We start from the raw sequence: 12,758 nt of genomic DNA on the forward strand, positions 1-12,758 counted from the left end.
ATTAGTTGTTAGGTATTATTTACCATTTTTTTTGTTTACTATTGTATTATCATTAATAATACTTTTTTTAATTCATATCACTAAAAAAAGATAATAAGGGGTACCTAGGGAATAATAACTTTAATAGTTTAAAAATGTAAGCGCTTTACAAATAAAAGCGAGAGGTTTAAAATAAATTTAAGGTATTATTATCTAAAGGAGACGTAAAAAATGAAATGGTTAAACAGTTTTTTAGTTGCTACCTTGCTCTTACAGTCTGTATCTCTGGGTGTTGTTGGGGTTCAGGCAGATGAGAAGACTGCTTTTAGTGAGATTGAAGTGCATGTCACCCAAAAAGGTGTTTATAATGATCAAAAAATGGATTCCTTAACCTTTCGACCTCTTACGGAAGCTTTATCTGGTCAGACTGTTCGCATTTATCCAGACAATACGCGTCAGGAATTTCTGGGTCTGGGTGGGGCAATGACGGAATCTTCTGCTTATAATATTGCAGGCTTAACTGAAGAGCAGCAAAATGCTATTTATCAGGCCTACTTTTCTGAGGAGGGAGCCCATTATTCCTTGCTGAGGTCCTCAATTGGTTCGGCTGATTTTTCTATTAAATCTTACAGTTATGATGATACAGAGTCGCCAGATCCTAATTTAGAACACTTTAGCATTGCTGATGATCATGATTTTGTTATTCCGGGCATCAAGCGTGCACAGTCTTATCGTTCTGATTTGAAATTGTTTGCAGCACCTTGGGCACCTCCTGCTTGGATGAAAAAAAGCGGCGTCAGACGTGGTCAAACTGGAACAGCTGCTGTTAATTTAATTGATAATTCGCTAAAACCAGAATACTATGACAGTTACGCTCATTATTTTGTCAAGTATTTACAAGCTTATGCTAAAGAAGGGATTCCAGTTTACTCTATTTCACTTCAAAATGAAGCTCAAAATAATCCGAAATGGGAAGCAACGACCTGGAACTCTGCACAAGCTGCCGATTTTATTGGCAATTATTTAGGCCCTGCCTTAGAAAAAAATAATTTGGATCCTAAAGTGTTGGTTTGGGATTGGGATAAGGGAAATGATAGCATGCATGGTGAAGGCTTTATTAAGTATAACCTTTCTCTCTTGCAAAATGACAAAGCCCGAAAATATATTGATGGTATTGCTTTTCACTGGTATGCTGGAGATATTTGGCATGAAATTGCTGGAAAACCAATGTGGTCACGAGATTTCTACAGTTTGGATGCGGTTAAAGCAAAATATCCCGATATTGACCTTTATGCAACAGAAGCTTGTCAAGAAAAAGGAGCATGGTTTAACAGTTTTGACCCTGCTGACCGTTATATTTATGATATTTTGAATGACTTTGAGCATGGAACAAAATCCTGGATTGATTGGAATCTTGTTTTAGACCATAGTGGTGGACCAACTCAAGGAGTGTCTAATCCAGTGCATGCTCCAATTCTTTTAGATGAACATAAGAATATTGTTTTTCAACCTTCTTACTATATCTTGAAACGCTTGAGTCAAGAGATACAGCCGGGTTCAGTTAGCATCGAGTCTTACTCAGATACAGCTATTGAAAAAACAGCTGTTAAACAGGCGGATGGTAGTCGTGTCGTCTTTTTAGGAAATGTTTCAGATCTTGCTAAAACCGTTAATCTTGTTGAGGGAAATGCTTTTACACAAGTTAGGTTAGAGCCACATTCTCTAACAAGTTTGAAATACAAACCCTTGGATACAACTCCTCAAGAGCCGTCAGATCCGACTAGGCCAGTATTTGAAAAAACCAGCAAGATGAAACCAGTTGCAGCAACAGCTAGCAGTTATGAACGAAATCCAATCAAAAATTATGAAGCAAGCTCAGCTATTGATGAGAGTTTAGATACCCGTTGGGCAAGTGATTGGAAAGATGAGGAATCCATTTTATTTGACTTGGGAGAAAGTCAGTATGTTAACAGATTAGAATTTCTTTTTGAAAATAATTATAATGCTAAATATTCTATTTGGGTCTCTGAAGATGGACAAGATTTTAGACAAGTGTCATCAATATCCAAAAACCAATTTCAAACACCAAATGTCAATATTGACTTTCCAGCAACTAAAGCTCGCTATATAAAATTGCAAGGGGAAGAACGGGCTAATCGTTATGGTTATTCCATTTATAATGTCTTAGTAACGACACTAATAGAGAGAAAATGAGTAAGTGGTTTTTATATCTTTTAAATGTGAACTAATTGAGTGAGATATTCCGTTTAAAAAGATAGCAGTTGGTGAGGAAATAGCAATAAAAAAATGAGTATGTTAATGAACCCTTTCCCATTATAAAAAAATAGCTATCGCAAGCAGTTCGTCTCTTTCAGGAAGAACTGCTTTTCATATACTTGCTTAAAAGCTTGTTCATTGGGATTTTAATAGTAATGCTGAATAAATATGCTCTGAATGTTTTTTTGAAAAAAAGGCAGAATGTACATGTTTCAACTTGAAAAACAAGTAAATTTCAGAAAAAATATGAAAATAAAGCTTTATTGCTAATCTTTTTTTAAAAAATATTGTTAAATTGTGGAAATATTTGTCATGCCGTGTTATAATTATTAAGAAAAATATGAGGAGGCTATACCATGGCACAAATTAAACTTACTCCAGAAGAACTGCGCACATCAGCTCAAAAATACACATCAGGCTCACAACAAATCACAGATGTTCTTAATCAATTAACACAAGAACAAGCTGTTATCGATGAGAACTGGGATGGTAGTGCTTTTGATAGCTTTGAAGCACAATTTAATGAATTATCACCAAAAATTCAACAATTTGCACAATTGTTAGAAGATATCAATCAACAATTGCTTAAAGTTGCTGATGTGGTTGAACAAACAGATGCTGACATTGCTTCTCAAATTAACGGATAAGGCTAGACCAACTACTGTATGCAACAAATAGGAAGGCGAAAGCCTTCCTATTTTTAGATAAAAAAGTTTTAGGATGGATTATGAAGGTTAGAAAAAACGTAAGGATTGTATGGTATATTGTTGCAGTCATCTTGCTCTTAGGCGCAATTGTTCGACTGAATTTGGCCATTCAAGCCAATAATGAAAAAGGCTCATTAGCAGCAGATGCTCACAGACAAACAAAACTCGATATTGCACTTGTCAATGAAGATCAGAGTATTGTTTCAGGGCCAAATGTCTACAATTTAGGCACAAGCTACGTCAAATCAATTGAACGTGATGATAGTCAAAACTGGTCCGTTGTTAGCCGTGGTACTGCTGAAAATGGTCTCAAAAAAGGTGATTACCAATTGATGCTTATCATTCCAAGTGATTTTTCAAAAAAAGTTCTTGATATTGATAATAGTAGTGCTGATAGATCAATTGTTACTTATAAAATTAATACTGCTGGTAACCTTGAATTGGAAAAAGAAGCGACTAAAAAAGGAAAAGATATTGTTGCTGATTTAAATAGCCAATTAGTTGACATGTATATGGCAAGTATTCTAAGTAACCTCTATACAGCTCAACAAAATGTGCAATCAATGATGGATGTGCAAACAGGTAATGTTTCAACCTATCAAAAGAACCTCTACCATTCAGCGACAGATTTTCAGAATATTTTCCCAGCTTTATTAGCACAATCAGGAAGTTCAGTAACAGCCAATGACGCCTTGAAAAAATCTCTGGATTCTTACAGTTCCATGTATGATGGGTTAACAGAAGCTCAAACCGGTTTCACGACAAGTTTGTCAAAACTATTGGAAAAAAGAGCTCAGGATAAAATTTCTTATGAAGATTTTACACAAAATTTAATCCAAATGGGAGATCTACAAAAACAAATTCAACCAATTGTTCAAGAGATGCAAGTTAATCAATCTGAATTAATGGAAATGATGTCTAAAGTTTATAAGGAAGCAGATGCAGATGGTAATGAAGGAGAGTCTACACTTAAAAGTGCAAGGCAAACATTAGAAGAACTCCACAAGACCTTATTGAAACATCAGTCAGACATTAATGAGAATAATGAAAAGTTAGAAACTTTTGTAAAAGAAGCCTTGGCTACTTATTTTGACCAGAGGCATATTGATGACGACCTAACCTTGGCAGATTTCTTAAAGAAAGAAGGCAATTCCTCTCAATCAGCTAATGCCTTTGAAAAAGCAACGGATAACATGGTCACTAAAAGTTTAACAGTTTTACCAGATAGCAATCCAGCCAATCTATATGGTATGCCATCAGAGGAATTAAGCAACATTACTTTTGATTCTGGCCTAGCTGATGCAACAGGATTAATTACGGGTCGTCGCAATAGTCTGGCAAGAGAATTAAAAGAGAACTTTGATGCGCGTGAAGCTGCAAAAGCAGCAGTGGCAAACATAAACCTTCCAAGTAATAATCAGGGAGCTGGTACACAGACGTTTGCTATCTCTTCAGAGTCACCACAGGTGCAAATCACATCTTGGACTGTAAATGGTGAGTCTAATCCAAGCACCATTTCATCAAATCAAGAAAACCAAATCACTGTTAATTATAACTATGTAGCTGATTCATCAAATGCTTCTACAACTACCAGTGCTTCTAAATTTACAGTAACCATTGGTCAAATGGTATCAACGGTATCAAGTGATGACAGTCAAAAACAAGAAGCTTATCGTAATGCTGAAGCAGCCTACCAAAGAAGTTTACAAAAAGTTATTGATGCCTACAACACGGCAGGATCTTTAATGAGCCAATATTACCATATTGGCCAAGATGGTAAACTGAATAGTTTGACATCAGATTTCCTTAATCAAAGTGTTAAAGAACTCCTCACCAACCTACTAACTCAAAGCATTAAGGGTTACCTGACCAACCCAGATAGTGTCCAATCAGAAGGACGAATTAAGGCATTGCTTTCTGAACTAGAAAATAACCAAGAAATATTAGTGGAACAATTAGCATCTGTTTCTACTAATAGTAGAATTGTTTCGCAAAAAATTACAGACAGTTTAGCAGAATTAGACAATCTCTTGAAAACAAGTAAGACCGTTGAGGCTAAAAATACTGAAGTTGGAAATGCTGATGAAGCAACCACAACAAGCATCCAAACACTCAGCAGCCAACTAGAAGCCTTAAAAGAAACAACAACAGGTGCTAAAGAGTTAGCTAAAAGTAATAGTGAAGAAGCCAGTCAAGTGAATACAATCTTCTCAAGCTTTAATAAGGATGTTGAGAGTGCTCAAGATACTGGTAAAAAATTATCAGCTGATGCTGGTGATTTAATGGTGGCCTTTGAAAAAGAATTGGCTAATAATGGTAATTTTGTTGATTCCTTTAGCAAGGTCTTTAATTCTGCCTATCAAAATGGCGTGCCAAACAATGTATTGCTTGATTTCTTAGCGCAGCCGGTAACAGAAAATGCCTCATCGGTAAAAGCAACTGTTAATGTTTACCGTCCATTTACCTGGATTCTTCTCTTAGAAGTGGTTAGCCTTTTCACTGCTTATATCTTTGCAACACAAAACCTTCTCAAAAAACTAACCAACCGTTACACCGTTAACAAGTTCTTGGAAACAGACTTCCTTAATGTAGGCATCATTTCAGCTTTAGCCTTGATCAGCGGCCTTGTTTTAGGAACTGTTTCAAGCAATAGTTTAAATGTGACCCGTGAATTGGTACCATCATGGACACTACTAATTGTTCTCTTTAGTTTCCTACTTGTTCATAGCCAATATTTCCTTTTGAAAAACCTAAAAGCTATTGGGATGGGGCTATCTCTTTTCATGATTATTAGCTTTGTTTACTTATCAAATGCTATCGGAACAGTGGCAACCGTCAAAGGTTTCCCTAAAATCTTAAAAAATAGCAATCCATTATCAGTTTTAGAAGGAAAATTATCAGCCTACTTTGATAGCACTTCTGTTGGCTTTACCTTCCTTGCGGGAATTGCTGTGCTGATTATTGCATTAATTGTTGCCAATATTTTTATTACCTTACGACTTGAAACAAAAGCAAAAGAACACTAAGGAGCAAGATGATGAGATTTAAAGGACTGATGCTACAATTATTTCTCCTTCTTTTTCTCGCGTCACCTGTCTTGGCTGATGATTTAAAAGATAACACGATTCAATTTGACACCAAAAGAATTGAAACAGAACAAGATAAGCAACAAGGAAATGAACAATCTCAATTAATCAGTGGTCTTTTTGATAAAAAAAGCAATGACAAAATGAAAGACGTTCAAAAGTCCAAAGAAAAAGCTCAAGAAAAACAAAGAGAGAGCCTGTTTCAAAAATCATCAATAAATAGTAGACAATCACAAACCAAACAGTTATTTGTTAGTCGCGACCAAGAACAAGCCAAAGCCAAATACTTAAAGAGTGATACACAGATAGAGGAAACAAGGAACTATAGACCAACTGTCCTCTATCTGACTCTTATTGTTCTTATCTTGATTGTTGCAAGTTTATTAAGCATGAAAATAAGGGAAAATGATGAAGAATACACACATTAATATCACACTTGATATGGAGGGACAATCACGTGATTTAAGGCTTCCAGTCAAGATTACTGTTAAGCAGTTGATTACGGAGTTGGATCATATTTTTAATGTGAGAAAAAACCGCCAAAAATATCAGTTGAAAGTGACAAACAAGGGGATTTTGTTGGGAGAAAATGATCTCTTATCACAATATCCTATTACCAATGGCGATAGAATTATGATAGAGGAGAGCAAGTAATGGCAGAAAATACATTTGTATTTGAGAATCAAGATTTTAACGTTGATAAAGACAGCAACCTTTGGAAGCTGTCTTTAAAGCGTTCTGAGGTTGGGACGCAACAATTGCAACAGTTGCAGTTGTTAGAAATTAAACACCCACTCTTAATGCCAATGACAACAGCAGTTGATGCAGATACCATCCAATTCCAATTTGAAAGTGAAGACCATGGCTTGAGTTTTGACACAATAAAGTCTCAAACTTTGGCTGAACAATTGCGCTTTGCTTTGAATGTTTTAGACTTAGAGCAGGCTCTTACTTTACCTGTTCATTTTATCTTGCATCCAGAAAACCTCTTTTACACAAAGAATGCTACAGCCAAAATTGCCTACCGTAGTTTACCAGAAATTATGGTTCCAAGAGAATTTGGCAAAGATGAATTTCTCTATCAATACAAATGTTTCCTTTACGCTCTCTTTACAGATAATGATTTTAGTGATCTTTATAATGGTTCTATTACTGTCGTTGATGCACCAGCTTTTTTAAAAACTCTCTATCAGATAGAGTCTCTTAGCGACATGAGACAAGCCTTGTTAGAGGATTATAAAGCAAAACAAGAAGAAGAAGAACATACTTTAATCAAGGTTTCTAAAATCAAGCACAAGGTATACAAACAAGCGACAATCTGGTTAGGTGCCTTGTCAGCTGTCTTTGTGATTCCATTAGTCTATCTTGTCTTTATTCATAACCCTTTCAAAGAAAAAATGCTTGAAGCAGATACTTCTTACATTAAAGTTGACTACAATCAAGTCATTGATAAATTGGAAAATGTAACATTAGCACGCTTGCCTTACACTCAAAAATACGAACTCGCCTATTCTTACATTCACGGCATGTCATTTTCAGATGATCAAAGAGATGTCATTTTAAATAATGTTACTTTAAAAACAGATGAGCTCTATCTTGATTACTGGATTAATATTGGTCGTGGCTTCCATGATGATGCTATTGATGCGGCTAAACGTTTGGATGATTCTGACTTGATTATCTATGCTCTTGTGCAAAAAATGGATCAAGTACGTAAAGATAATAGCTTGTCAGGAACAGACAGAGAAAGTCAATTATCTGAATTACAGAGTCAATATGACAAATACTGGAAAGACCGTAAGACAAATTTAACAGAAGAAAAACAAAAGTCAGACAGTCAAAGTACTGACAAAAGTGGTGCAGAGTCTTCTACTGCAGCAACTTCTTCTACAAGCTCAAGCAGTTCAGACAGTAAGTAGGTGACCTATGCTCCTTGTATCTTATTATAAACAGTTTAGATATGACTTTAGAGTTGAAAATGGTAAGTCAGTGACTATTTCTTCGCAAGTAAAGTCAGTTATTCCAATTGGAAATGAGATTTCAGATATTCACATTTCCAACCAAGATGATCTTCTTACCTATACTTATAATGGTCAGACAAAACCACTTACCAGCGGCAGTCTTATAGAAGGTATTCGTTTTTACGTGGTTAAAGAAGACATCAAAATCTACACGCCGCTTGACCAAACCAGTATTTCCTTTGGCCATAAAAAAGGCTATGACCTTCTTTTTAGTCCCCAAAGTCCAAATTTTCTCATCACTAAAGTTGAAGACAAGTGGTTTTTAAGCCTTTTTGAGGGAGAATGTTACCTTAACAATCAAAAATTAGAAGAAGCCGAAAGCCTTGAGCTGGGCTTGGGTGATGAACTAAGCTTTCAGGAAATGACGGTAAAAGTTTTTCCACAAGAAATTCTAGTTTGGGGGAATTCAGATTACCAAACCCATTTAACTGAGAAAAGTTCATCTGACTATGCTTATTATCCAGGTTACCCAGATTTTCACCGTTCACCACGTCTTATTTACCGCGCCAGCGAAGATAAAATAACAGTTAACGCGCCAGCTAATGAGCCCAATAAACCAAAAGATGAGCTCATTAAATTGATTATCCCACCATTGGTCATGATTTCAGTTTCAGTTTTGATTTCCATCTTTAGACCTCGCGGGCTTTATATCCTAGCAACCATGTCAATGGCCTTGGTAACTATTATCTTTTCAGTCACAGGTTACTTCAAAAATCGCAAACAGTACAAAATTGACCTGCAAGACCGTATTGATAATTACCATGATTACCTGTCTGATAAGTCTATTGAATTAAATGAATTGGCAAGAAATCAAAAACAAGGGCAATTTTACCACTACCCAACTGTTGATAAATTGACAGAAATGGCTACTCGCTACAACCATCGTATCTATGAAAAAACACCACTGCATTTTGATTTTCTTTACTACAGATTAGGTTTGGGACAAGTTCCAACTGCCTATGATATCCGTTATTCACAACCCGAGCGTTCTGGTAAAAAGGATCCATTGGAACATGAAGGCTACAAGCTTTACGAGGATAATCGTACCATTGATGATATGCCAATTGTTGCTAACCTCTCTCATGGGCCTGTCGGCTATATCGGTCCCCGTGGCTTGGTATTAGAACAGCTCCAATTAATGGTAAATCAACTCGCATTTTTCCATTCTTACCATGATGTGCAATTCATTACAGTTGTCCCAGAAGAAGAAATGGATAAATGGTCATGGATGCGTTGGCTACCACATGCAACCTTGCAAGGAATGAACGTTCGTGGTTTTGTCTACAATCAACGAAGCCGTGATCAAGTGCTCAACAGCCTCAATCAGATTTTAAAATTGAGACGTGCACAACGCGAGGATAAATCAGCCAAAGAAGGTACGCTTTTTAGTCCCCATTATGTGGTTATTGTTACCGATGAAAAGTTGATTTTAGACCACGTTATAATGGAATTCTTCACAGAAGACCCAACATACCTTGGTTGCTCCCTCATCTTTGTCCAAGATGTCATGTCTAGTTTGTCAGAAAATATTAAAACCATTATTAACATCAAAGACAGAAATATCGGTCAATTGGTTATGGAAGAAGGGGAACTTAAAGAAACCGACTTTGAGTTGGACCATTTCCCAGAAAACTATGATAAAGAGAAAATATCACGCCGTCTAGCTCCCCTCAATCACTTACAAAATCTGAAGTCTTCCATCCCTGAAGCTGTTACCTTTATGGAAATGTATGGAGCAGAAGACTTTACAGACCTTAAGGTTGAGCAACGTTGGGAAAGCCATGCCCCTTATAAGAGCCTATCAGTTCCTCTTGGTTTGCGTGGTCAAGACGATATTGTCTACCTCAATTTACATGAAAAAGCGCACGGCCCCCATGGTCTGGTTGCAGGGACAACCGGCTCAGGAAAATCAGAAATTATCCAATCTTACATTTTATCCCTAGCTGTTAACTTCCACCCGCATGATGTGGCCTTTCTCTTGATTGACTACAAGGGTGGTGGAATGGCTAACCTCTTTAAAAACCTGCCACATTTACTGGGAACCATCACTAACCTAGATGGTGCGCAATCCATGCGTGCCCTTGTTTCGATCAATGCGGAATTGAAACGCCGTCAACGCCTCTTCTCAGAAAATGATGTTAACCACATCAACCAGTATCAGAAGAAATTTAAACTTGGCGAAGTGACAGAGCCAATGCCTCATCTCTTCTTAATCTCTGATGAGTTTGCAGAATTGAAGTCCAACCAACCTGAGTTTATGAAGGAGCTAGTTTCAACAGCACGTATCGGGCGTTCTCTAGGGATTCACTTAATCCTTGCGACTCAAAAACCATCTGGTGTAGTTGATGACCAAATCTGGTCCAACTCCCGTTTCAAGTTGGCTCTGAAAGTAGCAGACCGTAGTGACTCTATGGAAATGCTTCATACCCCAGATGCCGCAGAAATCACCCAAGCAGGTCGTGCCTACTTGCAGGTCGGCAATAACGAAGTCTATGAACTCTTCCAATCAGCCTGGTCAGGAGCTGATTACCAGCCAGAGAAAGACGACCAAGGGATTGAAGATCACACCATTTATGCCATCAATGATTTGGGCCAATATGAGATCCTCAACGAAGACTTGTCCGGCTTAGACCAAGCAGAAAACATCAAAGAAGTTCCTACAGAACTGGATGCTATTGTGGATAACATCAAAACCTTAACCCAAGAATTGGGCATCGCAGCCTTACCACAACCGTGGTTGCCACCATTAGCTAGCCAGATTGCTGTTACAGATTTACGTCAGGAAGAATCAAAAGACCTCTGGAATCAAGCCCCTTCTTACAAAGCCTTACTTGGCTTCATGGATATTCCAAGTCGCCAAGCACAAGAGTTAACTTATCATGACTTTGATGAAGATGGTCATTTTGCAGTCTTTGCAGGACCAAGCATGGGTAAATCAACAGCCCTTCAAACAGTTACCATGGACTTAGTCCGTCACAACAGTCCGGAATTCTTGCATTTTTACCTCTTTGATTTTGGAACGAACGGTCTCTTACCATTAAGACGTTTGCCACACGTTGCAGACTTCTTTACCATTGATGACGAAGAAAAAATCACGAAATTTATCACACGCATCAAAGCAGAAATGGCTAGTCGTAAAAAGGCACTTAGCCGTTATAATGTCGCGTCAGCCAAACTTTACCGTCAGGTAAGTGGTGAAACCATGCCTCAAATCATCTTGATGATTGATAACTATGAGGGGCTTCGGGAAGCTCAAAACTTGGCTAACTTGGAAGCGACTTTCCAAAATATCTCCCGTGATGGTTCTGCTTTAGGGATTAGTCTTGTACTTTCAGCAGGGCGCATGGCAGCTTTACGCTCATCACTGATTGCCAACTTAAAAGAACGTCTGGTCTTGAAATTGACAGACGATTCTGAAACACGGACCTTGCTTGGTCGTCACCAACACATCATGGAAGATCTACCAGGCCGTGGCCTTATCAAACGTGATGAGATAGATGTGATACAAGTTGCGCTACCAACAGAAGGCACCGAAACCTATGACATCATCAGCAACATCCAAACTGAAAGTGATGCCATGAATGAAGCTTGGACAGGACCAAGACCAAAAGCCATCCCAATTGTGCCGGAAGAATTGACCTATGAAGACTTTATGGCTAAAGCAAGTGTTCAAGAGGATTTAAACAATCATCGTCTACCACTTGGCCTTGAAATGGTTGATGTTGAAAGCTATAGTTTACCGCTGAATAAGTTTAAGCATCTGCTTTACATGTCTGACTCTGACGAAGGACTTGAGACCTTGAGTGCACATCTCTTGAAAACCATGCTTGAAGTACCTAACTACCATCTCATGATCATCGATGCACTTGGAGAATTTGAGGCCTATCAAGGCCAGGTTAAGACTTATGTTGGTGCGGACATGATTAGTGATATGGCAGATCAGTTGTGTTATGAATTGGAACAGCGCAAAGATAAGGTTGAAAAGACAGACTGGTTTATCTATATCCCAGACTTTGAAAGCTTTGTGGTAAAAACAGCTCTTAAATTAGAACAAATTCAAGCTTTACTAGAAGAAGGACCAAAGTTAGGCCTCCACTTAATTATCGGCTCTTCCTACACCTATGTTGGGACGAAAATTGATCCGGTATTGAAATATGTTCGAACAAACACACAAGAAGTTTTGTTAGGGATGCGCCTCATGGACCAAACTTTCCTTGAAAAGGTGTATAATAGTAAGGAAGTTCGTCCAGCTAAGGATGAAGCTTATATTCATAATAGAAAAACTTATCAAAAATTGAAATTAAGTATCGATTAGAAGGGAGAGAAGATGGCAAAAATACAAAGTGACGCCTCAGTCGCCAGCAGCCTAGCAACGGGGATTCAATCAGGGGCAAGTGGGATAACAGCTGTAACAGCCCCAACTAAAGACAGCAGTAGTGATTATTCTGGAAATACTGATGCAGCAAGTCATATTGATAATGAGTTAATGTATAGTGGTCAAATTGCTGGAAAAATTAATGAGTTTATTGGGCTTATTCATTCGACAGCCAGTGAATTTGAAGCAATGGACCAAAAGCTAAACCAAGAAATAGCTTCTAACACCAAAAATACACTAGCTGCTACTGAATCTCCTATTATAAGTAATCCTGATTTTCAACCTAAATATGGATTATTTTAAATAGGAGAAT

At 37.6% G+C, this 12,758-nt stretch carries 8 protein-coding genes; all 8 read left to right on the forward strand.

Annotation, left to right across the window (positions count from 1 at the left end; all coding sequences use genetic code 11):
* Nucleotides 1–210: 210 nt before the first annotated feature.
* Nucleotides 211–2,193 (forward strand): discoidin domain-containing protein, encoded by a 1,983-nt coding sequence (locus Q9317_RS02380; protein WP_305981570.1) that lies wholly within the window; start codon nt 211–213, stop codon nt 2,191–2,193.
* A 419-nt stretch (nt 2,194–2,612) separates the two neighbouring features.
* Entirely contained in the window at nt 2,613–2,903 is a 291-nt protein-coding gene (locus Q9317_RS02385; protein WP_016356155.1) for a WXG100 family type VII secretion target, read from the forward strand.
* Between the two features lie 80 nt (nt 2,904–2,983).
* A complete protein-coding gene (gene esaA, locus Q9317_RS02390) occupies nt 2,984–5,989 on the forward strand; it encodes a type VII secretion protein EsaA (protein WP_305981571.1) in 3,006 nt (1,001 codons plus the stop codon).
* An 11-nt stretch (nt 5,990–6,000) separates the two neighbouring features.
* Entirely contained in the window at nt 6,001–6,477 is a 477-nt protein-coding gene (essA, locus tag Q9317_RS02395; protein ID WP_016356153.1) for a type VII secretion protein EssA, read from the forward strand.
* Nucleotides 6,458–6,703, forward strand: coding sequence for an EsaB/YukD family protein (locus Q9317_RS02400; RefSeq protein ID WP_017794706.1), 246 nt, complete (start codon nt 6,458–6,460; stop codon nt 6,701–6,703). The genes essA and Q9317_RS02400 overlap by 20 nt, the downstream gene beginning before the upstream one ends.
* On the forward strand, nt 6,703–7,968 hold the full coding sequence (essB, locus tag Q9317_RS02405; protein WP_305981572.1) for a type VII secretion protein EssB: 1,266 nt from the start codon (nt 6,703–6,705) through the stop codon (nt 7,966–7,968). The genes Q9317_RS02400 and essB overlap by 1 nt, the downstream gene beginning before the upstream one ends.
* 463 nt (nt 7,969–8,431) lie before the next feature.
* A complete protein-coding gene (gene essC, locus Q9317_RS02410; RefSeq protein WP_089180125.1) occupies nt 8,432–12,385 on the forward strand; it encodes a type VII secretion protein EssC in 3,954 nt (1,317 codons plus the stop codon).
* Between the two features lie 12 nt (nt 12,386–12,397).
* On the forward strand, nt 12,398–12,748 hold the full coding sequence (locus Q9317_RS02415) for a TIGR04197 family type VII secretion effector (RefSeq protein WP_003102148.1): 351 nt from the start codon (nt 12,398–12,400) through the stop codon (nt 12,746–12,748).
* Nucleotides 12,749–12,758: the final 10 nt, after the last annotated feature.

The organism is Streptococcus iniae (assembly GCF_030732225.1).
GTDB classification, from domain to species: Bacteria; Bacillota; Bacilli; order Lactobacillales; family Streptococcaceae; genus Streptococcus; species Streptococcus iniae.

Bases quoted from the DNA above. Each gene is read 5' to 3' on its own strand.
- Q9317_RS02385 (WP_016356155.1), top strand. From the start codon at position 2,613: ATGGCACAAATTAAACTTACTCCAGAAGAACTGCGCACATCAGCTCAA.
- essC (WP_089180125.1), top strand. From the start codon at position 8,432: ATGACGGTAAAAGTTTTTCCACAAGAAATTCTAGTTTGGGGGAATTCA.
- essB (WP_305981572.1), top strand. From the start codon at position 6,703: ATGGCAGAAAATACATTTGTATTTGAGAATCAAGATTTTAACGTTGAT.
- Q9317_RS02415 (WP_003102148.1), top strand. From the start codon at position 12,398: ATGGCAAAAATACAAAGTGACGCCTCAGTCGCCAGCAGCCTAGCAACG.
- esaA (WP_305981571.1), top strand. From the start codon at position 2,984: ATGAAGGTTAGAAAAAACGTAAGGATTGTATGGTATATTGTTGCAGTC.
- Q9317_RS02380 (WP_305981570.1), top strand. From the start codon at position 211: ATGAAATGGTTAAACAGTTTTTTAGTTGCTACCTTGCTCTTACAGTCT.
- essA (WP_016356153.1), top strand. From the start codon at position 6,001: ATGAGATTTAAAGGACTGATGCTACAATTATTTCTCCTTCTTTTTCTC.
- Q9317_RS02400 (WP_017794706.1), top strand. From the start codon at position 6,458: ATGAAGAATACACACATTAATATCACACTTGATATGGAGGGACAATCA.